We start from the raw sequence: 25,454 nt of genomic DNA, 5'->3' as shown, positions 1-25,454 counted from the left end.
GAAGACCGTGACCACGCTTCCTCTCTCCCGCCGCGCCAGCCGGATCCTTTCGATCGGCTCCAATCCGGCCATCCGACACGGCCTCGCCGTCGCGACGCTGGCTCTGGTCGCCGGTTGCGGCAACGTCCATCACGTCGAGGTCGGCTCGATCCCCGACGACTACCGGACGCGCCACCCCATCGTCGTGACCCAGGCGGAGACGGCCATCGACATTCCGGTAGCCTCCTCCGAGGCCAGGCTGACGATGTCGAGCCGCAGCCGTGTCGAGGAATTCGCCGATCGCTTCCGCAATGACCGCATCGACACGATCCGGGTCATGGTTCCCTACGGTTCTGCGAACGAGGCGGCGGCGGAACGCGTCTCCCACGACGTGATCAAGACGCTGCAGAAGCGGAAGGTCGCGCGCCACCAGATCATGGTCCAGCCCTATTCCGCCGTTGGCGACGAAGGGGCGACGCCGATCCGGCTCGCCTATTCGACTCTCGTTGCCAAGACGGGCCCTTGTGGGCGCTGGCCCGAGGATCTGTCGGAGACCTCGGAGAACAAGAACTACTTCAATTTCGGCTGCGCCTCCCAGCAGAACCTGGCCGCGCAGATCGCCGATCCGCGCGACCTTCTCGGACCGCGTGGCATGGATCCCAGCGATGCGGCCCGGCGGACCGAGGTGATCGGGAATTACCGCGACGGCGAGGATACGACCTCGGACGCGATGGATGCCGAGTCGGACTACGAGTGGTGAGGGAAGACATGTCCATGGATAATACGCTTCCCGCCGATGTGGATGTCGGCGAAGAGGATGAGCGGAGCCGGCTCGATCAGGTGCGGCCTATCCCCCGCATCTCGGTCCAGGCGTTCTGCGAGTCGGAATCGATCGAACGTCCGATCGAAAAGGCCGGTGCCGACCGCCGTATGGCGAAGGCCCATCTCAAGGTGCAGATGGGCGGCATCAGGGCCGCGGTCGAGCATTTTCAGTCGGCCCCGACGCCCAATCTCGTCATCCTCGAATCCCGGCTGCCGCCTTCGGAACTCCTGCACGAGCTCGAACGGCTGGCGGAAGTCTGCGATCCCGGCTCGAAGGTCGTGATCATCGGCCACTACAACGACGTCGCGCTCTATCGCGATCTGATCCACCGGGGCATTTCCGAGTATCTCGTGGCGCCGATCTCGATCGGCGACGTGATGACGGTGATCGGCGACCTCTTCGTGGCGGAGGGGAACGAGCCGCTCGGTCGTTCGATCGCCTTCGTCGGCGCCAAGGGCGGCGTCGGTTCGTCGACCATCGCCCATAATGTCGCGTGGTCGATCTCCAACCTCTTCGCCTCGGACGTGGTGCTTGCCGATCTCGACCTCGCTTTCGGCACCGCGAACATCAATTTCGACCAGGACCCGGCCCAGGGGATTGCCGAAGCGCTGTTTTCGGCCGACCGGATCGACGACGTCTATCTCGACCGCCTGCTCGCCCAGTGCGCCGAGCATCTGTCGTTGCTCGCGGCGCCCTCCATGCTCGATCGCACCTACGATTTCGAGGGCGACGCGTTCAGCGCGCTGATCGAGACCGCGCAGCGCGGGGCGCCGGCCGTGGTTCTCGACGTTCCGCATGTCTGGAACGAGTGGACGCGGAACGTCCTGGCCCAGGTCGACCGTGTGGTGATCACGGCAACGCCGGATCTCGCCAATCTCCGCAACACCAAGAACCTCGTCGACACGCTGAAGAAGCTTCGGCCAAATGACGGACCCCCGTCCCTCATCCTCAACCAGCTCGCGATCCCGAAGCGTCCGGAGATCTCGGCCGACGAATTCTGCGAGCCGCTTGGCCTCGAACCGATCGGCGAGATCGCCTTCGACCCGCATCTCTTCGGCAATGCAGCGAATAGCGGGCGCATGCTGGCGGAGACCGACTCCAAACATCCGACGGTCGCGGTCCTGAGCACCATTGCGCATGTCCTGACCGGTCGTGGCGAAGCCAAGAAGGCGAAGCGGCCCGGGCTTCTCGATCGATTTCGCCGCAAGGCCTGAGAAATTCGGGCAGTTCCTTGCCGCTGCGAACGGCGTCGCAGCGGTGATCGCTTGTCCATCCGACGAAGACGAAGCCATAAACTGGGAGCATTGAGCCATGTTCGGCAAGCGCGGAAACGAGAAGAGCCCCGCTCGCGACGTCGCGACGATGCCTCGGCCGGCTTCACCTGCGCCGGCGGAGGCCAAGCCGAGGGCACCCGAGCCCAAGCCGGCCCCGAAGCCGCGCGCCGAAAGCGCTCCTGCCCCGCGGGCAGCGCCCGACCGTTCGCCGGAATATTACGACCGCAAGAGCCAGGTCTTTGCCGCACTGATCGATACGATCGACCTGTCGCAGCTCGCCGGCATGGACCAGGAATCGGCGCGCGAGGAAATCCGCGACATCGTCAACGACATCATCGCGATCAAGAACTTCGCAATGTCGATCGCCGAGCAGGAAGACCTGCTCGCCGATATCTGCAACGACGTTCTGGGCTACGGGCCCCTGGAGCCGCTGCTGGCGCGCGACGACATCGCCGACATCATGGTCAACGGCTCGCGTCAGACCTTCATCGAAGTTGGCGGCAAGGTCGAGGAAACCTCGATCCGGTTCCGCGACAACCAGCAGCTTCTCAATATCTGCCAGCGCATCGTCAGCCAGGTAGGCCGGCGCGTCGACGAGACCTCGCCGATCTGCGACGCGCGTCTTCCCGACGGCAGCCGCGTCAACGTCATCGCGCCGCCGCTCGCGATCGATGGCACGGCGCTGACCATTCGTAAGTTCAAGAAGGACAAGCTGACCCTCGATCAGCTCGTCCAATACGGCTCGATTACCCCGGCCGGCGCGGAGATCCTCCAGATCATCGGCCGCGTCCGATGCAACGTCGTCATCTCCGGCGGTACGGGCTCGGGCAAGACGACGCTGCTCAACACGCTGACGCGCTACATCGACCATGACGAGCGCATCATCACCTGCGAGGACTCCGCCGAACTCCAGCTCCAGCAGCCCCATGTGGTGCGTCTCGAAACCCGTCCGCCGAACATCGAGGGCGAGGGCGAAATCACCATGCGCGATCTCGTCAAGAACTGCCTGCGTATGCGCCCCGAACGCATCATCGTCGGCGAGGTGCGCGGACCGGAAGTGTTCGACCTCTTGCAGGCGATGAACACCGGCCATGACGGATCGATGGGCACGATCCACTCGAACAGCCCGCGCGAATGCCTGAACCGTATGGAATCGATGATCGCCATGGGCGGCTATTCGCTTCCCTCCAAGACGGTCAAGGAAATCATCACTGGTTCGGTGGACGTGATCGTGCAGGCCGCCCGCCTTCGCGACGGCTCGCGCCGCATCACCCACATCACCGAGGTGGTGGGCATGGAAGGCGACGTCATCACCACCCAGGACCTGTTCGTCTACGAGATCCTCGGCGAGGACGCCAATGGCCGGATTCTGGGCCGCCATCGCTCGACTGGCATCGGCCGACCGGTCTTCTGGGATCGTGCCCGCTATTACAACGAAGAGAACCGGCTTGCCCGCGCCCTCGACGAAAGCGCGGCCGACAATGCCGATGCGGGGATGTGACGATGGGAACGGCTGGAATCCTCCTCTTCGTCCTGTTGTCGAGCCTGGCGGCAGGCGGCCTGGCCTTCGCGTTGCTGCAGCCGCGGCTCGCAACGGAAAAGAAGGTCGAGCAGCGGCGGAGTCTTGTTAGCCGCGACGAAAACGATCGCATGGCCCACAAGGCCCATCGCGACCGTCTCCAGGAGCAGGTTAAGCGCCGCAAGACCATCCAGAACTCGCTCAAGGATCTGGAAACCCGTCAGAAGGAGCGCGACAAGCATCTGTCGAAGCTGACCCTGCAGCGTCAGCTGGAGCAGGCCGGGATGACGATTACCGCCAAGCAGTTCATGCTGATGAGCGCAGGCCTCGGCATTGTCACGCTTCTGATCTGCCTGCTGTTCGGGTTCTCTCTGATCATGACCGTCGGCATCGCGATCGTCGTCGGCTTCGGAGTGCCGCGCTTCATCGTCGCCCGCGCGCGCAAGAAGCGGTTTGCCAAGTTCACCCGGGAATTTCCAACCGCGATCGATCTCATCGTGCGCGGCGTCAAGTCGGGCCTGCCGCTCAACGACACCCTGCGCATGATCGCCGGCGAGACGAGCGAACCGGTGAAATCGGAGTTCCGGCGCATCGTCGAGAGCCAGCAGATGGGCATGTCGATCACCGAAGCGGTGGAACGGCTCTATCGCAACATCCCGACGGCAGAGGCGAACTTCTTCGCCATCGTCATTGGCATCCAGTCCCAGGCCGGCGGCAATCTGTCGGAAGCGCTCGGCAACCTCTCCAAGGTTCTGCGCGAGCGCAAGAAGATGCGCGACAAGGTCCAGGCCATGTCGATGGAAGCCAAGGCGTCCGGCGCGATCATCGGCAGTCTGCCGGTCATCGTCGCCTTCCTCGTGTTCCTGACGAACCCCGAATACATCAGCCTGCTCTACACGACCGACGTCGGCAAGATCCTGGTGGGTCTGAGCGCGATCTGGATGAGCCTCGGCATCTTCGTCATGAAGAACATGATCAATTTCGACTTCTGACCTGGACCGTTTGAACCGTTGAGCTCAGGCATCACACAAGGAGCGTTCTGACGATGGAATCGGTCTTTCAGACCATGGGCCTGTCGAGCCAGTTGGTGCTGAGCCTGGCTGTTGCGCTCGGCGTCTTCATGACGGTCCTTGCCATCGCGGTGCCGGCCCTCAGCGGCAACAAGCTGAAGAGCCGGATGAAATCGGTGGCGCTCGAACGCGACCAGATCCGTGCCCGCGAACGTGCCAAGCTCGCTGCCGAAAAGGAACAGTCGCGCGGTCTGCGCCACCAGGAAAAGCGCGGCATTGCCAGCATGGTCGTCGAGCAGTTGAACCTGCGTTCGCTCCTCGTCGACGACAAGACCGTCAGCAATCTGCGTGCCGCCGGCTATCGCGGCCAGCGCCCCTTGACGATGTTCCTGTTCGCCCGGGTCTGCGCCCCGCTCGTCCTTCTCGCCTTCGCCGGCTTCTACATTTTCGGTATCGGAATTCTCTCGAACTGGCCGATGGGCGTTCGTATCCTGGTGATGCTGATCGTTGCCTATGTGGGCTTCTATTTGCCGGTGGTGATCGTCAGCAACACCGCCCAGAAGCGGCGCCAGTCGATCACGCGCGCCTGGCCGGATGCGCTCGACCTGATGCTGATCTGTGTGGAATCGGGCCAGTCCATCGAGGGCGCCTTTCGACGCGTTGCGGACGAAATCGGCATTCAGTCGATCCCGCTTGCGGAAGAGCTGATCCTGCTCTGTGCCGAGCTCTCCTATCTGCCGGATCGAAAGACCGCCTATGAGAACCTGGTGTCCCGAACCGGCCTGGAAGGCGTCAAGGCGGTCTGCACGGCACTCATTCAGGCGGAACGCTACGGCACGCCGCTGGGCCAAGCGCTGCGCACCATGGCCCAGGAAAACCGGGACATGCGCATGAACGCCGCCGAGAAGAAGGCCGCCGCGCTCCCGCCGAAGCTGACGGTACCGATGATCGTCTTCTTCCTGCCGGTCCTGTTCGCCGTGATTCTCGGCCCTGCGATGATCCGCGTGCTCGGTTACGATTGAGGCAGGCAGTCGCTCTGCGGGCGTTTCGTCGGCCGATCACGCGGCCGAGGGGGCGGTGCATCCTTTCGAAGAGGCAGCTTTTGGCATCTTTGCCGTCATGTCGATGAATCCCGTGCATGACGTAGCGCCAGCCTGCCGCCGGGCGGTAAATCTACTGGCAGCGCGAACAGCCCTCGGTTATGATAGGGAAATTTCCTTTCACACGAATGGAAGTTCGTTATCGCCACGAGGGCCGACCCGACGGTTTGCAGCATCATGCCGAGTGATTTTCTTGAGTTTGCGGAGCCGTCGGAGGCCGAAGCCGGCAGTTCCGTCGCGGTCGGCTGGAAAATCGCCGTCATCGATGATGACGAGGCGGTGCACGATGGCACGCGCTTCGCGCTGAAGCATTTCTCCCTGCAAGGTTACGGTCTCGAGATCGTCGGAGCGCACTCGGCCCGGGAAGGACTCGAACTCCTGCGCGCGCACCCCGATACGGCCGTCGTCCTTCTCGACGTGGTGATGGAAACCGACGACGCCGGTCTGCGCCTCGCCCAGGCGATCAGGGAGGAACTGAAGAATGAATTGGTGCGCATCATCCTGCGCACCGGGCAGCCTGGTCAGGCGCCGGAGCACCGGGTCGTCGTCGAGTACGACATCAACGACTACAAGGCCAAGACCGAGCTCACGTCGGAGAAGCTGTTCACGACGCTGACCGCGGCGCTTCGGGGCTATGACCAGCTCAAGCGCCTCGACGACACACGCATCGGTCTGGAGATGATCGTCGCGGCATCCGCCTCGCTCTTCGACGATCGCTCGCTGCAGACGCTGGCTCACGGTGTCCTCATCCAGATCAGTGCACTCCTCGAGATCGAGACCGACGGCATCCTGATCATGCGGGAGAACAATGGCGCAGACCCGTTGGTGCTGGCGGGTCTCGGCAAGTTCGAACGCTCTCCCGACACGGGCTTTGACAAGCTGGGTCTGTTTTCCGATGCGGCTGCGGCGGGAGGTCCGGTTCGCAAGGACGGCCTTGTCTGTCTTTACGTCAAGACCGGCAGCGGCGCGGAGATCCTGGTCGCCCTTGCAACCGAGGACGAACTGACGGAAACCCAGACGTCGCTGGTCTCGGTCTTTTCCGCCAAGCTCGCCATCGCCTTCGACAACGCCCATCTCTACGACGAGCTGCGCAAGGCCAATGAAGAGCTGGAAGAGCGTGTCAGGCGGCGCACCGCCGAACTCGGCAGTGCCAATGAACGGCTGCGCGCGCAGGGCGCGCTTCTCAAGCGCGTCAACGCCTTCAAGAACGAGATCCTCGGGACCATCGCCCATGACCTGAAGAATCCGCTCGCGGTCATCCTCGGCCGTTCCGAGATGCTGTCCACGCTTTCCGAGCGGCTGGAGGACAAGACCCGCGAACTGTTTTCCCGGCAGGTGGACCAGATTCGCGGGTCTGCCGAGCGGATGACGCGGATCGTCGAGGTCTCGATCGCTGATGCCCTGTCCGATGCGCTCGACATTTCGGTCGACAAGCAGGCGATCGATCTGTCCTCCCTGGTCGCGGGCACGGCGGAATTGAGCCGGGCTCTGGCTGACTCGAAAGAGCAGACCCTGACGGTCGATGTCGAGCCGCAACTCACGGCAGCGTGCGATCCCGACCGCATCGCCGAAGCGGTCGACAATCTGATCAGCAATGCCATCAAATACACCCCCCTCGGTGGTGAGATCCGCGTGGAGGCTCGCCGTGAGGACGGTTTCGTGCGGATCTGCGTGTCGGACTCCGGTCCAGGGCTCAACGACCAGGATACGGTCCGACTCTTCGGTCGCTTCCAGCGTCTCTCCGCGCAGCCGACCGCTGGGGAAAGCTCGACCGGGCTCGGTCTTTCGATCGTCCGAAAGATCGTCGAATTGCATGAGGGTGAGGTGACGGTCGAGGAGAATGGCCCGCTTGGTGGCGCCAGCTTCTCGATCATGATCCCGCTTCTGGAGACTCCATGAGTAATACCAATGAGGCTCGGATCTTCGTCGTCGACGACGAAGCCGAGACGCGCGCGCTCATCGGCGACTATCTCGACATGCACGGCTACTGCGTGCGCCTTCTCGACGGCGGCGAAGCGTTGCGCGCCCAGATGGCCAAGGAAATGCCGGACCTGATCATTCTCGACCTGAACATGCCGGGGGAGGATGGTCTCTCGATCGTGCGCGGATTGAAGGCCGAAAACAGCGTGCCCGTGATCATGTTGACGGCCACCGCAAGCCTGGTCGACCGGGTGGTCGGGCTGGAGCTCGGTGCAGACGACTATATCGCCAAGCCCTGCGAACTGCGCGAACTCCTGGCGCGGATCCGCTCGGTGATGCGCCGCGCCGGGGCGCAGGCCGCTGCCCGCCCGGAGGAGGCGTCGCCGCCGCAGCGCCGGGAAGTCCGCTTCGGCACGAAATGGCTGGATCTCGATGCACAGACCCTGCGGGGCGATGATGGCGAGGAACAGCCGTTGGTGCACAGCGAATTTGCCCTGTTGAAGGCCTTTTCGGAAAATCCCCTCCGGGTTCTTTCGCGCGAACGTCTTCTCGACCTGGCGAGCGCGCGGGACAGCGAGCCCTTCGATCGCGCCGTGGATGTGCGGATCACCCGGATTCGCAAGAAGATCGAACCCGATCCGGCCCATCCGACGGTGATCCGTACCGTGCGCGGATCCGGCTACATCTTTTCGCCAGACTGAGCCGCAACCGGCCAGAGGTCTCACAGGAGCTCGGGATTCTCTCGATCGGACTATCCGGCCCGAGGTGAGCGCTTGTCCCCGCCCTGCCATGTCGTGCTCGGCGCTCGAGCTTCCTCCTGGAAGAGCCGGAAAACGGGGGTGTGGGCCGATTTTTAAAGACTTTAAATTCTGTGCGCATCAGAGCCATAAATAACTTGAATATTTAGCTGCGACGCGAAAGTGTCGAAATTTCGCAGGAACAGTCCCCCGCGAAGAATGTTTGTCTCACAAGAGCGGCGTGAACTCGATCACGCGGCGTTTCCAAAAGTATTTGTGGAGGTTTTATGAAACCGAATCTGAAAATTGCTCTTCTGATGAGTACGATTTTTGTTGCGCCGGCTTTTGCGCAGGACAGCAACAACAATGACGCGACGCAGCCGCAGGCCAATGACAGCGCGACCAGCGATCAGATGCAGGGCGACGCCGATGTCGTGGTCGATCCGGATGTGCCGGAGGTTCGTGTGGACGTTCCCGAGCCCGACGTCACCGTCGAGCAGGCTCAGCCGGACGTGAACGTGACGCAGCCGCGTCCGACCATCACCGTGCGCCAGCCGGCTCCGTCGATCACCGTCGACATTCCGCAGCCGCAGATTACGGTTCGCATGCCGAACCCGAACGTCGACGTGAACCAGTCGCAGCCTGATGTCACGGTCGAGCAGGGTCAGCCGAGCGTGAACGTCGCCGAAGACAGCCGTCCCGAGGTTCAGACGGATGGCAACGAGCAGGCTGACGTGATGATCCAGCAGGCGCAGCCGCAGGTCAGTGTCCAGGGTGCCGATCAGCGTCCGGAGATCCGGTACGAGAGCGAAGAAGCGAACATCCAGGTCAATCAGGCCCAGGGTGAGCCGACGATTCGCTATGAGGACGCCGAAGGCAACGAGATGCAGTCGGCCGACATGGGCGAAGATCAGCAGTCCGGCCAGGACCAGATGAACGCTCAGAGCGATCAGCAGAACCAGTCGAACATGGCGCAGCAGAGCGAGAGCTCCGATGACCAGATGTCGACGGCCAGCACCGGCGGTTCGGACAGCGATCTCTACATCGCCGTGGCCACGGATGCCGCCCGCGAAATCCAGATGAGCGTCGACGAGATCACCGACTACAACATCATCGGTGAAGACGGCGACCTTCTGGGCGACATCGAAGAGGTCGCGAACATCGACAACCAGCTCTTCGCTGTCATCGGTTCCGGCGGTTTCCTCGGCATGGGTGAGAAGCAGGTTGCGATCCCGCTGAACGCTCTTGTCGCTCAGAACGGAAACTTCGTTGCCCCGAGCATCACCGAGGACCAGGTCGAAGGTCTGCAGGAGTTCAACACCGACCAGTATCCGCTGTTGAATGAAGACGAGATGATCACGCTCGGCAGCATGTAATGCCGCATCAGTGAGTGTGCCACGATCAATCGACGATCGTAGGTAGGATAGGGCTGGTGCCTTCGGGCACCGGCCCTTTATTTTTTTTGGTCCGCTTTCCGGGTCATGTCGGACTCCTCAAAATTGTGAAGAAAAGCTTCTCGGTGGCTCCATCGCAATGCATGGCTGGCTTGCAGGACCCCCAATTGCTGCGCTGCACCATGACGCTTAGCTTGAGGTCAACGACATAGGAGAACGCACATGAAAATGACCAGCAAGCTCCGCTCGATCTTCCTTCCAGAAAGCCCCGAAACCCTTGAGCACGCCTATCTGAACCGCGCCGTCTCCATGGCCGATCTCGAGAGGCGCATGCGCGAGATTGACAGTGGCCGCTTCCGCGGACGCCGCTGAGTTGGAGACCCACGGTTTCGCAACGACACTCAAGAAACGGCGGTCGCGAACTCACCCGTTTCGTCAAGCATGACGGTGGCCGTGGTCGCCGTCTCGCCATTGACCATCCTGTCGAGAAAACGGCGCGATAGGTCGGGTAGCAGGGTCTGGGTAATGATCCGGTCGATCATCCGGCCGCCCGATTGCGGATCTTGGCAGCGCCGGACGATCTCCTTTACCACCGCATCGTCGATCGTCAGCGTCGCACGCTGACTTTCCCGGACGCGTTTGACGATCCGGTTCAGATGCAGCCGGACGATCCCCTCCATCATCTCCGCCGAAAGCGGCTTGTAGGGCACCGTCACCATCCGCCCGATCAGGGCCGGCGGGAAGACGGCGAGAAGTTCGGGCCTCAGCATCTGGTCCAGATCCTCGATTGCCGCGTCGGTGGCGCCGTAATCGGTCGCCTCCATGATCGCCTGGGTGCCGACATTGGAGGTCAGGATGATCAGGGTGTTGCGAAAATCGATCCGCCGTCCGTTGCCATCCTCCATCCAGCCCTTGTCGAAGACCTGGAAGAACAGTTCGTGGACGTCCGGATGGGCCTTTTCCACCTCGTCGAGAAGCACGACCGAATAGGGCCGGCGGCGCACCGCTTCGGTCAGCCGCCCGCCCTCGCCATAGCCCACATAGCCCGGAGGCGCGCCCTTCAGGAGCGAGACCGTGTGGGCCTCCTGGAACTCCGACATGTTGATGGTGATGAGGTTCTGCTCGCCGCCATAGAGCGTTTCGGCGAGCGCCAGCGCGGTTTCAGTTTTGCCGACGCCGGAGGGGCCTGCGAGCAGGAAAACGCCCACAGGCTTGCCGGGATCGTCGAGCCCGGCGCGGCTCGTCTCGATCCGCCTTGCGATGGTCCAGAGCCCGTGATCCTGGCCGATCACCCGCTGCTTCAGCCGTTCTGCCAGGTTGAGAACGGTGGCGATCTCGTCGCGCAGCATTCGACCGACCGGAATGCCGGTCCAGTCCGCCACGACGGAGGCGACCGCATCGGCATCGACCTGGGCATGGATCATCCGCCGGTCGGGATCGATCGCGTTCAGGGCGGTCATCGCGTCCGAAAGGGCCGTTTCGTTCGGGGCCGGCTCGCGGACTTCCGCTTCAGGAAGAGGCTCCGCAGGGCCGTCCGCGCTCTTGGCGAGAACGCTGTCGGGCGCGGTCAGCCCCACGATCCTCTCCACCAACGCGGCCTCTTCCTCATGGGCCGTGGCGAGGTCGCCACGCTCGGCGGTCTTTGCGTCGATCTCGGCATCGATCTCGGCGATCCGCTCGCTCTGGTCCTCGGACAGGCCAGCCTCGCGGGAGAGCGCGTCGCGCTCCGCCTGAAGGGCCGCGAGGCTGGCGTCGAGATCGGCAATCGCGGCCGGAATGGTCGTCTGGCTGATCGCGACCCGCGCGGCGGCCGTGTCGAGCAGGCTGACGGCCTTGTCGGGCAATTGGCGGGCAGGAATGTAGCGCGCCGAAAGCGACACCGCCGCCATCACCGCCTCGTCCAGAATCCGCACGCCGTGATGCCGCTCCATGGGGGCGGCGAGGCCGCGCAACATGCGCGCGCAGCGCGGAATGTCCGGCTCGCCGATCTCGACCGGCTGGAAGCGGCGGGTCAGCGCCGGATCGCTCTCGATATGGGCGCGGTATTCGGCGAAGGTCGTGGCGCCGATGGTGCGCAGCGTGCCGCGGGCGAGCGCCGGTTTCAGAAGATTGGCGGCGTCGCCCGTGCCCTTCTGGCCGCCGGCGCCGACCAGCGTGTGGATTTCGTCGATGAACAGGATGATCGGATCGGTTGAGGCCTGCACCTCGTCGACGAGGGCCCGCAGCCGCTGCTCGAACTCCCCCTTCATCGCGGCGCCCGCCTGCATCAGTCCGATATCGAGGGCGTAGAGCCGGACACCCCGCAGGGAGGGCGGTACGTCGCCGGCGGCGATCCGCTGGGCGAAGCCTTCGACCACGGCGGTCTTGCCGACGCCGGCCTCGCCGGTCAGCAGCGGATTGTTCTGGCGTCGGCGCAGGAGAACGTCGACGATCTGGCGGATTTCATGATCGCGCCCGACCACCGGGTCCATCTTGCCGCTCTCGGCTTCGGTGGTGAGGTCGGTGGCGAAGCGGGCAAGGGCCGATGAATCGACCGCGCCCTTGTCCGATGCGGACGATCGCGAGGTTGTCGGCGTTGCATCTGTCGAGCGGCTCGCATTCGCGGCATGCTCCTCTTCCGATTGCTTCCAAACTTCGTCTCCGCAGGTCAGAATCTCTTCTGTCCCCACTGATGCGAGCGTCCTCGATGCCGCGCGCAATGTCTTCTTGAGTCCATCGTCCTGCAAAACGCCGAAGAGGATATGGCCGCTTCGGATGGCGCCGGATTCGAACAGCAGTGACGCATAGAGCCATGCGGTGCGCAGGCTATTGGTCAAGGCAGGACTGATCGCCGGCTTCTTGGTGATGTTTTCTCGGAGATTTCGAATCGATTGGGTCAGTTCCGATAGGACAACGCCGCGATCATGGCCGAGATGGTCGAGAATGACGGACATGTCGGACTTATCGTTCATGAGCAAGAACGTGAGAAAGTGCTCGAGTTCGGCTTCACGATTGCCGGCCTTCTCGGCTTGGCGGAATCCGTCATGAAATGCTTTGTGGGCAAGCGGCGTGAGTTTGCCCAACAAGCTTGCGTAATTGATGTCGGTCATGGGGCGGCATCCTCGGTTTGCCGCCTTGCGGTCGGAGGCGGCGTCGTATAGCGGGCGTCGAAGCGCATGCGATCGGAGTTGGGTCGGCCGGCCTCGGGCGGGGCGATCCAGCCGGTCCAGCCAAGCTGGCCGCAGCGCCCGAGCCGCACGGGCTCGGCGAGATGGGCGGGCAGGCCGAGGCGGATTTCAGTCTCCACCCGGCGGCCGAGCGCCAGGAAGATCAGGTCGGAGAGACGTGCTGCCTCGGCACCGCCTGGGAGGTAGTCGCGGTATTCGGCAAGGCTTGCCGCGCGGATTTCGACGGCAATCTTGTCGCTCAGCGACAGCATGCGCGCGCCGATCGCCGTATCCCGGCCAAGGCTCGATCGAGCCCGGCCGATCGCCGTCTGCTCGCCAGCGTCGAAGACGAGCCAGCTTGGAACCCGCTCGACCACCCGCACCGTCACGTCGAGGACGCCGTGGATGAGCAGGGCGAGTTGAGCCGGCGTTTTCACGCGGGGCGACACAAGCCCGGCGAAGCCGATCTTCGCCCCGTCGGGCACGATGCCGCTCTGCCTGACCGACGGCGTGCCGAGGCCCGCGAGAGCGCCGAGATAAAGGGCAAACCGGTCATCATCCGGCCGGTCATGCTGGGCGATCGGCCGGGCATCGGCCCAGGCGCGGAAGAACAGTTGAAGGAAGCGGTTCGAGAAGATCTCGGTGAAACGCAGGAAGGACGGATCGCGCGCGTCGCGCCAGGCGAGCGCTTCCAGCGTCGTGGCCAGGGGCAGGGCACCCTGTGGTCCGAACAGGCCGAGAAAGCGCGTCGTCACATGGGCCCGATCGCCCTGCACCGCCAGCCCTGCGACGTTGCCGACGGGAAAATCGACGTAGGGCTCCTGGCCGAGCGTCACCGCGTCCTCACGCGCCGTGCGGCTCTTGCCGATGCGCGGCTTGTCGGGCGCGCCGCGCTCGATCGCTCGCAAGAGCACGAAGAGGTCGATCGCGTCGGGATCGGCGGCGATGTCGTCTTTGAGCGTCACAGGACCGGCCCCGTGCCCGAGCGTGGTGGCCAGCGCTTGACGATGCCCCGGCCAGGTGTCGCGACCACGGTCTCGACGAAGGAGTTGACGCCGGAGAGATCGGCGAGGAAACGCTCCAGCACGGCGCCGAGCAGCATGACGCCCGCGCCTTCGAAGGCGGCGTCGTCCAGCGTGATCGTCGCCTCGATGCCGCGCGCGCCGTGAAACCCGTCCGGGCGCCGCAGCCGGCGTGTCACCGGCCGGCATTCGATCGCAAGAATGCCGCGCAGGCGCCGCTCGGCGGCGATGTCCGACGCATCCGAATAAAGCGACAGGATTTCGCGGAGTGCATCGGCGGCGGCCCTGGCATCGCCGCTGGCCAGCCCCGTGTGATTGAACGACAGGAAGCTCAGGAGCCGCCACAACACGTCGCCCGTCGCGGCCGCGCCCCGGCGACCTTTGCCGGTGGCGATCGCCTCGCGGGGCGGGGTCGGCCCGACGATTGCCGTCACCGGCAATTCGCTGTTTCCCAGAAGCCGCATCTTGCCGCCGCCTGGGACGGCGGCCAGTTCGCCGGCGAGATGGCGGTTGGAGCAGAGCGCGGTGGCGGCGAGTTCGCGCGGAGAGCGGTCTTCATCGAGCGTCGTCTGGTCGCCGAGCGTGAGGAACAGATCGGTGCCGCGATAGGACGGGCTCGATCCGTGACGCCGCTCCCGATCGGTCAGGCGGCGCGGCAGGCGGCGGGTCGTGTAGGTCATCGCCTCCTCGCCGGCCGGAACGGCGGAGGCCGGGGCGTAGAGCGGCTCGACCGGCAGGCTGTCCGCTCTGCCGGAAAAATGTGCGGCGACCTTCATCACGCGATGCGGTTCATATTCCAGAAGCGCGCTGCGATCGGGCACGACCGCATGCTCGAAGCGGCCTGCCGTCAGCCGGATGCGGTCGCAGGCCTTTTCGAAGAGATTGACGCAAGGCGCCGCGAAGAGCCGGAAACTCTGGGCCGAGACGCGGGCTGCCAGCGTCGGCGCGGCTTCGGAAAACTCGAAGACGAGGTCGATCTCGGCCGCCTCGATGCCGTTCAGCGCCTTGGCGAGGCCGGTCAGGCGAAAGCCGAGAAATCGGTCCGGAAAGGCAAAAAATTCTCTGAGCAAGGCAAAGCCCGGCGAGACGTGATCGTCGGGCGGAAACAGGCTTTCGTCGCGGGAAAAGCCGATCTGTCCGATGGCCGACAGCGGCAGACGGCGAAAGCGTGGATCGCCGTTCTGGTCGAGATAGCGCAGCGTGATGGCGTTCAGCCGGGCGAAGAGCTGTTCGTAGATCAGGTCCTGCTCGGCCCGGTAGCCGATGATGTGGATGACGAGGCTATCAAGGCCCGGAAGCGCGAAGGGTTTGATCTTTTCGGGCGAACCCGGCTGTACCGGCGGTTGCAGCCGTTTCAGCGACAATCTTAACCCCGCCAGCGTGTCCGGCCGGGTTCCGGGATCGAGCGCCTGGAGGGGCGCGGGCGAGGCGTGATATTCCGCCCGCGCGATCGCGATTGGCCAGACCGTGATCGGGCTTCCCAACCGAAAGCGGCAGGCAACGCCCCGCGCGGCGTCACGGTGGACGCTCTCCATGATCGCGCCGGCCGGAATCACCTTCGCCGCCTCGTTCGCCCCATCCTGCGGGTCGGGTTCGCTGGCGACGAGGGCGGCCGAGGGTATCGGTTCCAGATGGCCGGGAAGCAGGCGCTCCAGAAGCTCGCTCGTGAAGGTCGAAAACTCGGCCTTCAGTTCGAGCTGCACCCTCGCGGCCATGAAGGCGGCCCCTTCCAGAAGCCCCTTGATGCCGGGGTCCATGGTCTCGCGCTTGAGCCCGCCCAGGCGCTCGGCGACGCCCGGAAACTCGTCGGCGAATTCCTGGGCGCGTTCATAGAGAATCGCCAGCTCGTCCTCATAGGCGGCAAGGAAGGCCTCGTTCATGAGACGAGCGTCGCGGTGTCGATCGCGACCTTGCCGGCAGCGACGTCGAGATCGGCGTGGAAGGCGACGGGGATCGGCTGCGGGTTGAAGGCGAGTTCGGCGGAGATCTCGAAGCGCAGCCGCTGGCGCTCGCTGTCGAAACCGCTGGCATCGGCGATGAAGCCGGTGCGGCTTCCCTGCTCGACGAGAAGGCTTTCGGCGATCAGCCGGGGCTCGTGGCGCAGAAGCGCCTGGCGCAGTTCGTCGACGAGACTTGCGACCGCCAGCGAGCCGGCGGTGAGCGGCGTGACGTCGGGAAGGCCGTAATTGAGGATCGAGCCCGCGACCATCGGATAGGGTTCGAGGTCGCGGGCGGAGGCGAGGTCGATGGTGTTCGCGAGCGTTTCCAGGCTTCGGCGGAAGCCGGCGATGATCTCGCGGCGGCCGGCCACGCGGCCCGGCGCTGCGACCAGCGATTTCGCCCGTTCCGGGCTCTGCTCGCTCCCCTGACGCGAATCCTTCTCGAGCGCCTGCCGGCGGCGATGCGGCTCGGCGAAGGCGAGCATCAGGGGTGCCTGATAGCGGTCATGGGTCGGGACGCGAGCCATGGACGGGCTCCCGGGACAAGGCGAAGGAGACGGGTTTCAGTTGAAAGTGGCGCTCCGTTCGTGGCGGAGCGCCGAGACGGCAAGGGGAGGGGCGTTATACCCCGACCCTACGAGCCGACATTCGCGGCGATGTCCCAGGTCGCTTCCGTCGAAGCGCCCGGCGTGCCCTGCTTGGTCTGCTCGGTGTAGGTCACGTTGAACTTGCGAAAGTTGAGCGTGATCGTCTCCTGCAGCCGGTCGAGCCCGTCCGCAGAGCCGCCGGTGGCGTAGGAGGAGACGATGAGATCGGTCATGTCCAGCTTGAAATATTCGACCGGGGCGTCACCGCCGGCCTTGCGGATCGTGAGAAGCGCCTTCGGAATGTGCTTGCCGTTGGAGCAGTATTTCATGATGTTGGTGGTCGACTTGTCGCAATACTTGGTGAAGGTGATGTCCTGCACCGAGACTTTGCCCGAGCCGGCGCCCGGGCCCATATGGGTCGTGCCACTCTGGGCGAGCCCCCAGTTCCAGGCGAGAACGTCGATCTCGCCCTGGTGCTTTTCGTCCTGGGCTTCGCCCGGGATGCCATCGATCTTGAGAAAAATATCGACTGCCATGTCGCCTCTCCGGTGATGATCGGGCGGCCGTTCCGCCCGTTGAAAACTGTTGGTCTAGAAAACGCGCCGGCCGAACGGTGACGGCGGCCGGGCGCCGGAGCCGGCGCGTCAGCTCTCGGCGTTCTTGGGAAGCTTGGAGACGAGGCTGAGGCCGATATCCATGCCTTCGAGCTGGAAATGCGGGCGCAGGTAGAATTTCGCGCCGTAATAGCCGGGGTTTTCCTCGTCCGGGAACACTTCGACCCGGGCCTCGGCCAGAGGGCGCTTGGCCTTGGCCTCGTCGGACGAGTTCAAGGGATCGCCGTCGACATATTGGTAGATCCAGGTCTGCAGCCAGTTCTGCAGCTTTTCCTGTTCCTTGTAGGTACCGATATGATCGCGCACCATCTGCTTCAGGTAATGGCCGAAGCGGGAGACGGCGAACATGTAGGGCAGCCGCGAGGACAGATTGTCGGAGGCCGTCGCCTCCGCGTCGTCATAGGCTTTCGGCCGATAGAGCGACTGGGCGCCGATGAAGGCCGCCTTGTCGGTGTTCTTGCGGTGGATCAGCGGCAGGAGGCCGGCCTTGGAAAGCTCCGCCTCTCGGCGGTCGGAGATCGCGATCTCGGTCGGGCATTTGAGGTCGACCATCTTGCCGCCGCCGGCTGCCGGGTCGCTGGTCGGGAAGGCGTGGGTCGGAAGATCGGCCACCTCGCCGCCGGAATTGACGCCCCGGATCCGCACCGTCCAGCCATACTCCTTGAAGGCGCGGTTGATGTTGGCGGCGAAGGTGTAGGAGGCGTTCATCCAGGCGTATTTCTTGCCCGCGTGACCGTCCGTCTCCTCCTCGAAGCCGAATTCCTCGACGGGCACCGATTTCGCGCCATAGGGCTCGCGTGCGAGCACCCGCGGCATGCAGAGGCCGATATAGCGGGAGTTCTCCGAATCCCGCAGCGATTTCCAGGCGGCGAAGTCCGGCGTGTCGAGAACCGTCGAGATGTCGCGCGGCGTCGAGAGCTCGGTCCAGCTTTCCATGTCGAGAAGGGCCGGGCCGGCGGATGCGATGAACGGGCAATGGGAGGCGGACGCGATCTTGCCCAGATGGCGCAGGAGCGCGATGTCGGTGGGCGATTTCTCGAAGTAGTAGTCGCCGATCAGCGCGCCATAGGGCTGGCCGCCGAGCTGGCCGAACTCGGCCTCGTAGATCTCCTTGAACAGCGGGCTCTGGTCCCAGCGCGCGCCGCGATAGGTCTCGAGCTCGCGATAGAGCTCCATCTTGCCGACATTCATCACCTTCAGCTTCAGATTCGCGTCGGTCTCGGAATGGGTGACCAGATATTCGAGGCCGCGCCAGGCGCTCTCGATCTCCTGGAAGGTCGGATGATGGATGATCGCGTTGACCTGGTCGGACAGGGTCTCGTCGATCTTGGCGATCAGCGCCTCGATGGTCTCGTAGACATCGGTCGAGACGAGGTCGGCGTTCGACAGCGCCTCGGCGATCAGCGTGTCGAAGGCACCGTCCACCTCCTTGTCGCGGCTTTCCGAGCGCGAGGGGTTGATGCTTTGTTTCAGCATCTCGGCGAAGGCATCGGCCTCGCTCTCGTCACGGGTGGCGACGGCACTCTCTGAGCGCTCGTCGAGCGCGGTGGTCGGGTTGTTGCTCATCGGTCGGATCCCCCCTTCAGGCCGTCATTCGTCGCCGGAGCCGGCTTTGGGCTCGTCCGCATCCTTGGTGTCGTCCGTGAGGGCCGCGGCCTTCGCTTGGCCGCGGCGGTCCTTGATCGCCGCCATCAGCTCGGGATCGGAGAGAAGCTTCTGCAGGATATCCTCGGCCTTCACCCGCCCGGTCATGTAGCTGCGCAGATTGTTGAGCTGCTGGCGCGCTTCGAGCAGGCTCTTGAGCGGCGGGACGTTCTTCGCGACGGCGGCCGGCGAGAAATCGTCCATGCTCTTGAACTTCAGGTCGACGCTGAGCTTGTCGCTGCCCTTGTCCCCGAGCTTGTTCTCGACGGCGAAACGGACGCCCGGCTGGACCTTGCTCGCCATCAGCTCGTCGAACGTGTCCATGTCCACCTGTTCGAGATGCCGCTCGCCGACCGGCGGTTTCTCCGCGCCGGCATTGCCGGACAGGTCGGCCATCACACCCATGACGAAGGGCAGTTCGACACGGCGGTTGGAATCATGCGGATCCTCGTAGGCGATCTGAACCCGCGGCGGCCGGTTCCGCTTGATGAAGCGCTGACCGGAATCGGAGGCCATGGCGTCTTGCTCCCGTTGCATTGGATCTATGAAAGCAAGCCAGAGTTGCTATAGATTGTCAATAAAACCAAAGCGAGAAATTGACGCCGCGTCGCCTTGAATGCGTCCAAAGGCTTAACGCAGCACTCGCCTCATCCTTAGTTGGATCGCAGGGAAGGGAAGATCTGGGGCATCAGCGTCGTGAAATCCTTGCCCAGAAGGTCGCGGGCGCGGGCCAGGAGAAGCGGAACCGGGCTGGATGGTTCGGCCAGCAGGAAATAGGCCTCGACACTGGCGATCAGGCCGGCGGCACGCTCGCGGGTTTGGGCCTCGAAGCGCGATTCGTCTTCTGCGTTCGGGGCCTGGGGTTCGATCTCCAGTTCGACGCGGTCGGCAAGTGCGGCTTCGGAGAGCGTCTGTAGCCGGGAGATTTCCAATTCGAACCCCGGCGGCCCGGCGATCCCGAGCTTTGCCGAGGCGACAAGGTCAGGTGCCAAGGCTTGCAGGGCTTCGAGCAACGGCCGGCCAATGAGCTTGCGGGCCTGATGCACCAGAAGGAGAGACGGGGCCGAGGGTTCGAGCCGGGTGAAATAGCGCTCGGCGGCGACAAGGGCGGCCGCTGCCTCGCCATGGCTGCCAATCGGAATGGTTGCAAGCGCGGACAGGTTGGCGGTCGTGGCGGGGGCAGTCGCCGTGCCGCTCGCTGCCGCGTCCTCGGCGGCCTTGGCCGGCTCGGCCTCTTCGCCGCGCGCTTCGGTGACGAGGGCGCGGATGCGGGCCAATGCGCCGAGAAAGGCGCTGGTCTTCGGAACGGTCGAAGAGCCGCCGCGCTCGCTCATGATCGTGGATATGGCGGAGAAATGCCCCTTGATCGCGTCGAGCGTTTCGCAAAGCGCGTCGACGGCGGCCTTGTTGGCCTCGTCGGCGAGTGCGCCGAGGATCGTGGTCTCGTCGGGCGTCGACTCGCCCTCGGGACTGGTGATCTCGCCCGTAGCGATCATGTAGTCGCGATAGCGGATCGCGCCGGCGCGCTTGTCCCGGACGAGCGGCACGAATTGCAGGGGGATCGGCCCCGAAGAGGGCGGCTCGAAACCTTCCAGTTCCGCCCGCCGGCTCATCGGGTCGGTGGGATGGACGTGCTCCCAGTGGCGATCCAGAAGCTGCGCGATGGCATCGAGCCTGGCGGCGAAATCCTGAAGCCGGCCGGTCAGCAGGTAAAGCCGGGCCTCGATCAGCACGAACCGGATGTCGCGCGAGCGTTCGAGAAGCGCGTCGATCGCCTTCTTTTCCGTGCTGATCTTGATCTCGCGCGGTTCGAAAGGCAGGCCGTCCTCGCGCATGAAGCGGCCGCCGGCAAAACGCTCCGGCAGCATGGCTTCGATCCGATCGCGGAAGTTGAGAAACTCCCCGTCGAATTCGGCGACGAGATCGGGCCCGCAGGGTGCGGCGTCCGAAATCGGCTGAAGCAGGCTGTCTGCATCCGCCATGCGTCGGTGCCCGGCGGGGAAGCCTATTGCAGGCTCACCCGCATTTCGACGCGGCGGTTCTGGGGATCGAAGGGATCGGCAACACGCGGCGCCCGTTCGCCGAGCCCGACGGCTTCGATCTTGCCGGCGTCGATGCCGCGCGCAAGCAGATAAGTACGCACCGATTCCGCCCGCCGGCGCGAGAGCTCGTCATTGTAGCCCTCGCTGCCCGTCGCGTCGGTATGGCCCTCGATGACGAAGCGCACCGTGCTGAGGCGCTTGTCGGTGAGCCCGGCGGCCATCTCATTGAGGTTTTCCTGCGCGACAGGGGTCAGGGCCGCCGAGTCCAGCCCGAAATTGATCAGAAGATCGAAACCCGTCGGCCGCTCGCCATCATTGCACTCCGAGGCGAGGCCGATGCAGATGCCGCGGGTCTTGCCGGTCTTCGATCCCAGCTGCAGGCCCCGGGTCTTGCCCAGCGACAAGGACTTTGCCGTCTCTGCCGACTGGGCGAAGAAATCTGCGACGTCCTGCCGGCTGTAGGCCGGTTCGGCTGCCGCGGGCGCCGTCATCAACAAGCCGGTCGCCAGACAGGAGAATGCGAACAATCCACCGCGCATGGTCTTGACCCTCATCTCGCATGATACTCGTTATGAGAGCGCATTAAAATTCATGCAACCTATTGTGTCAATGCTGCGGCGACTTCATGACCTGTCGTTGCGCGGACCGTATGACGTGGGAGCGTCGCGGGCCTTCTCGCTCAGCCCCGGTCTGATCGGGACGTCTGATCGTAGATCTCACGGAAATACTGGAGAAAGACGTCGAGCATGCCGTTCTCGAAAGGCTCGGTCTTGGCGTCCCACCGCGTGACGAAGAGGTCCCAGGCCTGGGCCTTCTTCGAGAACGGCACCAGAGAGGAGGGCGCGCGCTCCTCGATCGATTCCGGCGAGAGGTCGTCCAGCAGCCGCTTCAGCGCCTTCTGCATGGCGGCGAAGGTGATCATCTCGTGTTGGGAGAGATCGCGAAACGCCTCCGAGAAACTCTCACGCGGCGACAGATAGCCGGGTCCTTCCGCGCCCAGCATCTTGGCGAGCGCCGCACTGGCATTGGGCGAGAATTTGAGCGCGTTGTTGCCGGCCGCCTCGATCGTGGTGCGGTTGGCGCTGCGGGTCACGGTCTTCGCCTTGGCACGCATGCGCAGGAGTTCGATAATCCCATCGGTCGCAAGGGACATGACCAGACCGATTTCGCGCGCGGCTTCCTCCGGCCTTCGACCAGCGAAGACGCGCGGGTCGAGCCCGGCGGTTTCGGCGATGATCTGCAGGAGCCGGTCGTCGCCTGTCGGTCGCGCCGGTCCTTCGTCCGCATAGGAGCGCTCGGCAGGCGCCGGCTGGCGCGGGTCGGGAGAGGCCGGCATCGAGGCCGGATCATGCGCCCTGCGCGCGGGAGCATTGCGTATCGGGTGAGGCCGACCGGATGGCGGAGCGGGTCTGGGGCGATCACGGTCGTAGCTTGGGCGGGCCGGAGGCCATCCATCCTCGTCTGCTTCGGGTGGTGGAGGCCTTTGCCCCCAGGCCTCTTCGTCCCACTCCCCGCGAAGCGGTCGAGGCGAGTTCGGCGTGGTCTGGCGGGGTTTGAGTGGCTCGGGCTGGCCGAGTTCGAAAATATCGTCCGCTTCTTCGCCGCTCCAGGGTTCGTCGAAGGGCGACGCCGAGGGTGGCGGTGTGGGTTGCCGCGGGCCGGCCGAGGTCTCCGTCTCCGCGTTGCCCCATGCGCCGGAATCCCATCCGGTGGAGAGATCGACGGGGTGCTGCTCGAACTCGGACGGGCGGGGCTGGCGCGGCGGCGCCAGGTCGATCGGCGGCGCGAACGGCCCGTCGATCGACCAGCCGCTTTGCATCCCGGCGGTTGCGTCCGCATCGTCACCAGGGGCCGGTTCGCCCCAGCCGTAGGGATCCGACCCGCCGCGAAGCGGGACATCGGACGAACCATGTGGATCGTCCAGCCGGACGGCGACAACATAATTGCCGATATGAATGCGGTCGCCGTCACAGAGACGATGCGGCCCCCGCAGCCGCGAATCCGAGCCGTTCACGAAGGTGCCATTGGTCGAATGGTCGACGAGCACGAAGTCGCCGTCTTCGAAACGCACCTCGCAATGGTGACCGGAGATGAAGCGATCCGGATCGGGCAGGACCCAGTCCCGCGGCCGTTCGCGGCCGATGGAAAAACCGTGATCGGTGGCCGAGAATGTCGTCGGGCCGCCATTGTCCAGCATGTCCAGATTTTCGATGACAAGATCGATGCGCATGGCGTTCTCGTGTCTGTCTTCGGGGGTCAGCGATGAGGCCCGGGTGCCGGCCATTCGGCGGCAATCCGCCGGCCGAGGCCGACGAACTGCCTTAGCGCCGCTTCGCGGTCCTTGGCGGCGGCGCGTGCGAGGAGGCTGAGGATGCTCGCATTGACGGCACGCGGTGCGGCGAAGGCCGGGGCGGGAACCGGTGGCAGGTCCGGCGCGGAAATGCTGCCGCCGCTCCAGCCCGCGCCGAGCCCGAGCCATACGGCCGGGCTTCGCGGGCGGATCGCCGAGGCCATCTCCAGAACGTCGAAACGGGCCTCTTCGCTCGGCTCGCGCAGCCAGTCCTCGACGAGTTGCAGGAGGCTGCGGTCCGTCTCGGTCAGCGTCCATGTCTGCGGGGCAAGGCAGCGGTAGCCCCAGCCGACCGACACCCGGGGCGGCAGGAGATAGGCGCAGAAGGTGACGGCCTCTTCCGGGGTCGGGGAATCCACGAGCTTGTCGAGAAAGGCAAGGCTCGTCTCGCGCCCCGGCCTCGCGCGCATGTCCTCCATGATTTCCGGGATCGCGGCGAACACCGCTTCCGCCATCTCCGGGATCGCCGGTTCGCGCCCGGCGTCCGGGGAAGGCGGCCGGTCGCGCGCGCCCGGGTCCGGCGGCGCGCTCATGTGTTGATCTTCACCATGGCGCCCTTGATGTCCATCAGCATGCCGGCCTTGTGTTCGGAGGTCAGGCCCGCCTTGGAGGAGAATTCCTGGGAGGCCTTGATCTCCACATTGGGCGACTGGATCGCGATCGAGGTGCCGTCCATGACGATGGTGCTGGCGCCGACGCGCAGCGTGATCTTCTTGCCCGCCGTCACCGTCAGCTCGTTGCCGACGTCCAGTGTGTCGTCATGATCGATCGCGGTCTTGCGATCGTTGAGGACGTGGCGCCGCTCGTCGTTCAGAACCTTGGCTTCGAGATCGTGCTGGGCGTGGAGCCGGACGAGTTCGTCGCCCTTGGTGTCGTCGATCGCCAACTCGTTGTAGCCGCCGCCGCCGACGGTGGAATTCGACTTCCAGCCGGCGATGTTCTTCTTCTCCTTGAGCGGATAGGGCGGCTTGTTCTCGCCATTGTAGACGCAGCCGGTCACGATCGGTCGGTCGGGATTGCCGTCGAGAAATTCGACGATCACTTCCATGCCGATGCGGGGAATGAAGATGCCGCCGAAATTCTTCCCCGCCCAGACCTGCGCCACGCGGCAGCGCATGGACTGGTCGCCCTTCCGGTCCCAGTGGAAGCGCACGAGGATGCGCCCGTGCTCGTCGCAGTCGATCTCGCCCTCGCCGACCACCTTCGCGGTCTGGGGGCCGGGCGTCTTCGGCCGCGGCGTCGTGGAAAGCGGCACGAAGGGCACGTCCGAGGGCAGGAAGGCGTAGGAGCCCTGATAGGATTCCTCGTCGCCGGACGCGCCGCTGATATAGTCCTCGGCGAGGTAATGGTGGTTCGCCGCAAGGGTCAGATATTCGCGGTTGATCGCGCCCGTCGGATGCTTCTGGACGGTGACGAGATGGCCCGGTGAGAGACTCATGCAGTCGCCGCTGGCGCTGATCTGGCGGTCGGTGGCGCGCGTCGCTTCGATGCGTGCGCGGGAGATATCCTCGCCGTCCCCGCGATCCACATAGCGGCCGGGATAGCGGTAGATCTCGAGATCACCGTGGGGAAAATCCGTGTCGCCACGCCGCTCGGCCTTCATGTCGGCCGAGGGCTTCTTGAAGTCGTAGTCGTTCAGCGTCGACTTGCCGGAGGTGAAGCGCCTTTCGGTCACCACACGGGAGAGATGCTCCTCGTCGCGGCGATACTGCCGGTCGAGCGGATAATAGCTGCGCGTCGCACCGGGCACGGGATCGTAGCCGGAAATACCGTCGACCATGACGAGCGTGTGCTCGCCCTTCTGGTGCTTGTAGTAATAGGCGATGCCGTGGGCTTCCATCAGGCGCCGCACGAAATCCATGTCGCTTTCCTCGAACTGGACCGTGTATTCGAGGGTCGGATAGGACCGGGTGAGCCTGTCCTCGAAGCGGGCGAGGCCGCCATGCTCGCCGAAGACGCGCTTGATGATGTCGGGGGCGGTCTGCTCGTGAAAGATCAGAGTGTTCACTCGATGTGCGAGCAATTCGAGCCAGGGGCGGAGTATCAGCTGATAGCGATAGGCCCCTTCCTCGGCGCCCAGCCACTGGGCCGCGGTCAGGATGCCGTCGAAATAGCGCGTGCCGTCGCGGATCGTGTTCAATCGGATCGTGCAGTGCTCGCCGATTGCGGAAGAGAAGTCGAGGTTCGGTGATTTCGAGAGGGCGTCGACGCGCAGGTCGAAATTCTCGCTGATTGCCTCCGAGCCGTTCAGTCGGTGAAGAACGAGAACATCTTTCCCGAGCGGGGTGGTCAACTCGCCGATGCGGGTCTGTTGCAGAAGCGATCCGCTCATCGGGCCGACACATTCCTTTCC

General features: G+C 64.5%; 21 protein-coding genes. 9 read left to right on the top strand and 12 right to left on the bottom strand.

The window, feature by feature from the left end:
* Positions 1-7: 7 nt before the first annotated feature.
* The 9 genes from MF134_RS18015 (at position 8) to MF134_RS17975 (ending at position 10,128) form a co-directional block, all read left to right on the top strand.
* A complete protein-coding gene (locus MF134_RS18015; RefSeq protein ID WP_255340869.1) occupies positions 8-739 on the top strand; it encodes a CpaD family pilus assembly protein in 732 nt (243 codons plus the stop codon).
* An 8-nt stretch (positions 740-747) separates the two neighbouring features.
* Positions 748-2,016, top strand: a complete 1,269-nt coding sequence (locus MF134_RS18010) for an AAA family ATPase (RefSeq protein WP_457590021.1) — start codon at positions 748-750, stop codon at positions 2,014-2,016.
* A 97-nt stretch (positions 2,017-2,113) separates the two neighbouring features.
* A complete protein-coding gene (locus MF134_RS18005; protein WP_255340868.1) occupies positions 2,114-3,577 on the top strand; it encodes a CpaF family protein in 1,464 nt (487 codons plus the stop codon).
* Positions 3,578-3,579: 2 nt separating this feature from the next.
* On the top strand, positions 3,580-4,587 hold the full coding sequence (locus MF134_RS18000) for a type II secretion system F family protein (RefSeq protein ID WP_255340867.1): 1,008 nt from the start codon (positions 3,580-3,582) through the stop codon (positions 4,585-4,587).
* A 53-nt stretch (positions 4,588-4,640) separates the two neighbouring features.
* Positions 4,641-5,627 carry a type II secretion system F family protein gene (locus tag MF134_RS17995; protein ID WP_255340866.1) on the top strand — a complete coding sequence of 329 codons (987 nt, stop codon included), beginning with the start codon at positions 4,641-4,643 and terminating at the stop codon, positions 5,625-5,627.
* 255 nt (positions 5,628-5,882) lie between these two features.
* Positions 5,883-7,604: a hybrid sensor histidine kinase/response regulator gene (locus MF134_RS17990; RefSeq protein WP_255340865.1), complete on the top strand. Its 1,722-nt coding sequence runs from the start codon at positions 5,883-5,885 to the stop codon at positions 7,602-7,604.
* Entirely contained in the window at positions 7,601-8,326 is a 726-nt protein-coding gene (locus MF134_RS17985; RefSeq protein ID WP_255340864.1) for a response regulator, read from the top strand. Before MF134_RS17990 ends, MF134_RS17985 begins: the two co-directional genes overlap by 4 nt.
* Positions 8,327-8,679: 353 nt before the next feature.
* Entirely contained in the window at positions 8,680-9,738 is a 1,059-nt protein-coding gene (locus MF134_RS17980) for a PRC-barrel domain-containing protein (RefSeq protein WP_255340863.1), read from the top strand.
* A 240-nt stretch (positions 9,739-9,978) separates the two neighbouring features.
* Entirely contained in the window at positions 9,979-10,128 is a 150-nt protein-coding gene (locus MF134_RS17975; protein ID WP_255340862.1) for a DUF3563 family protein, read from the top strand.
* A 29-nt stretch (positions 10,129-10,157) separates the two neighbouring features.
* On the opposite strand, the gene tssH is transcribed toward MF134_RS17975, so the two are convergent.
* The 12 genes from tssH to MF134_RS17915 form a co-directional block, all read right to left on the bottom strand.
* Positions 10,158-12,845, bottom strand: a complete 2,688-nt coding sequence (tssH, locus tag MF134_RS17970) for a type VI secretion system ATPase TssH (RefSeq protein ID WP_255340861.1) — start codon at positions 12,843-12,845, stop codon at positions 10,158-10,160.
* The gene (gene tssG / locus MF134_RS17965) at positions 12,842-13,867 is read right to left on the bottom strand and encodes a type VI secretion system baseplate subunit TssG (RefSeq protein WP_255340860.1); all 1,026 of its coding nucleotides are present in this window, start codon (positions 13,865-13,867) and stop codon (positions 12,842-12,844) included. Before tssG ends, tssH begins: the two co-directional genes overlap by 4 nt.
* A complete protein-coding gene (gene tssF / locus MF134_RS17960; protein WP_255340858.1) occupies positions 13,864-15,804 on the bottom strand; it encodes a type VI secretion system baseplate subunit TssF in 1,941 nt (646 codons plus the stop codon). Before tssF ends, tssG begins: the two co-directional genes overlap by 4 nt.
* Entirely contained in the window at positions 15,801-16,391 is a 591-nt protein-coding gene (locus tag MF134_RS17955; protein WP_255340857.1) for a type VI secretion system baseplate subunit TssE, read from the bottom strand. Before MF134_RS17955 ends, tssF begins: the two co-directional genes overlap by 4 nt.
* Positions 16,392-16,498: 107 nt before the next feature.
* A complete protein-coding gene (locus MF134_RS17950; RefSeq protein ID WP_255340856.1) occupies positions 16,499-16,987 on the bottom strand; it encodes an Hcp family type VI secretion system effector in 489 nt (162 codons plus the stop codon).
* Positions 16,988-17,095: 108 nt separating this feature from the next.
* Positions 17,096-18,631 carry a type VI secretion system contractile sheath large subunit gene (gene tssC, locus MF134_RS17945; protein WP_255340855.1) on the bottom strand — a complete coding sequence of 512 codons (1,536 nt, stop codon included), beginning with the start codon at positions 18,629-18,631 and terminating at the stop codon, positions 17,096-17,098.
* Positions 18,632-18,655: 24 nt separating this feature from the next.
* Positions 18,656-19,225, bottom strand: a complete 570-nt coding sequence (tssB, locus tag MF134_RS17940) for a type VI secretion system contractile sheath small subunit (protein WP_255340854.1) — start codon at positions 19,223-19,225, stop codon at positions 18,656-18,658.
* A gap of 137 nt (positions 19,226-19,362) precedes the next feature.
* Positions 19,363-20,691, bottom strand: coding sequence for a type VI secretion system protein TssA (locus MF134_RS17935; protein WP_255340853.1), 1,329 nt, complete (start codon positions 20,689-20,691; stop codon positions 19,363-19,365).
* Between the two features lie 23 nt (positions 20,692-20,714).
* On the bottom strand, positions 20,715-21,305 hold the full coding sequence (locus tag MF134_RS17930; protein ID WP_255340852.1) for an OmpA family protein: 591 nt from the start codon (positions 21,303-21,305) through the stop codon (positions 20,715-20,717).
* Positions 21,306-21,430: 125 nt separating this feature from the next.
* On the bottom strand, positions 21,431-22,981 hold the full coding sequence (gene tagH, locus MF134_RS17925; RefSeq protein ID WP_255340851.1) for a type VI secretion system-associated FHA domain protein TagH: 1,551 nt from the start codon (positions 22,979-22,981) through the stop codon (positions 21,431-21,433).
* Between the two features lie 26 nt (positions 22,982-23,007).
* Positions 23,008-23,634: a DUF6931 family protein gene (locus MF134_RS17920; RefSeq protein WP_255340850.1), complete on the bottom strand. Its 627-nt coding sequence runs from the start codon at positions 23,632-23,634 to the stop codon at positions 23,008-23,010.
* Positions 23,631-25,433, bottom strand: coding sequence for a type VI secretion system Vgr family protein (locus MF134_RS17915; protein ID WP_255340849.1), 1,803 nt, complete (start codon positions 25,431-25,433; stop codon positions 23,631-23,633). Before MF134_RS17915 ends, MF134_RS17920 begins: the two co-directional genes overlap by 4 nt.
* Between the last annotated feature and the right edge of the window lie 21 nt (positions 25,434-25,454).

Origin of the sequence: Jiella marina (assembly GCF_024359545.1) — a bacterium.
In the GTDB taxonomy this organism is placed as follows: Bacteria; Pseudomonadota; Alphaproteobacteria; order Rhizobiales; family Rhizobiaceae; genus Jiella.
This window is presented reverse-complemented; position numbering and strand designations above follow the sequence as displayed.

Coding starts and splice junctions, on each gene's coding strand:
- MF134_RS18010 (WP_457590021.1), top strand. CDS start 748: ATGTCCATGGATAATACGCTTCCCGCCGATGTGGATGTCGGCGAAGAG.
- MF134_RS18005 (WP_255340868.1), top strand. CDS start 2,114: ATGTTCGGCAAGCGCGGAAACGAGAAGAGCCCCGCTCGCGACGTCGCG.
- MF134_RS18000 (WP_255340867.1), top strand. CDS start 3,580: ATGGGAACGGCTGGAATCCTCCTCTTCGTCCTGTTGTCGAGCCTGGCG.
- MF134_RS17995 (WP_255340866.1), top strand. CDS start 4,641: ATGGAATCGGTCTTTCAGACCATGGGCCTGTCGAGCCAGTTGGTGCTG.
- MF134_RS17990 (WP_255340865.1), top strand. CDS start 5,883: ATGCCGAGTGATTTTCTTGAGTTTGCGGAGCCGTCGGAGGCCGAAGCC.
- MF134_RS17985 (WP_255340864.1), top strand. CDS start 7,601: ATGAGTAATACCAATGAGGCTCGGATCTTCGTCGTCGACGACGAAGCC.
- MF134_RS17980 (WP_255340863.1), top strand. CDS start 8,680: ATGAGTACGATTTTTGTTGCGCCGGCTTTTGCGCAGGACAGCAACAAC.
- MF134_RS17975 (WP_255340862.1), top strand. CDS start 9,979: ATGAAAATGACCAGCAAGCTCCGCTCGATCTTCCTTCCAGAAAGCCCC.
- tssH (WP_255340861.1), bottom strand. CDS start 12,845: ATGACCGACATCAATTACGCAAGCTTGTTGGGCAAACTCACGCCGCTT.
- tssF (WP_255340858.1), bottom strand. CDS start 15,804: ATGAACGAGGCCTTCCTTGCCGCCTATGAGGACGAGCTGGCGATTCTC.
- MF134_RS17955 (WP_255340857.1), bottom strand. CDS start 16,391: ATGGCTCGCGTCCCGACCCATGACCGCTATCAGGCACCCCTGATGCTC.
- MF134_RS17950 (WP_255340856.1), bottom strand. CDS start 16,987: ATGGCAGTCGATATTTTTCTCAAGATCGATGGCATCCCGGGCGAAGCC.
- tssC (WP_255340855.1), bottom strand. CDS start 18,631: ATGAGCAACAACCCGACCACCGCGCTCGACGAGCGCTCAGAGAGTGCC.
- tssB (WP_255340854.1), bottom strand. CDS start 19,225: ATGGCCTCCGATTCCGGTCAGCGCTTCATCAAGCGGAACCGGCCGCCG.
- MF134_RS17935 (WP_255340853.1), bottom strand. CDS start 20,691: ATGGCGGATGCAGACAGCCTGCTTCAGCCGATTTCGGACGCCGCACCC.
- MF134_RS17930 (WP_255340852.1), bottom strand. CDS start 21,305: ATGAGGGTCAAGACCATGCGCGGTGGATTGTTCGCATTCTCCTGTCTG.
- tagH (WP_255340851.1), bottom strand. CDS start 22,981: ATGCGCATCGATCTTGTCATCGAAAATCTGGACATGCTGGACAATGGC.
- MF134_RS17920 (WP_255340850.1), bottom strand. CDS start 23,634: ATGAGCGCGCCGCCGGACCCGGGCGCGCGCGACCGGCCGCCTTCCCCG.
- MF134_RS17915 (WP_255340849.1), bottom strand. CDS start 25,433: ATGAGCGGATCGCTTCTGCAACAGACCCGCATCGGCGAGTTGACCACC.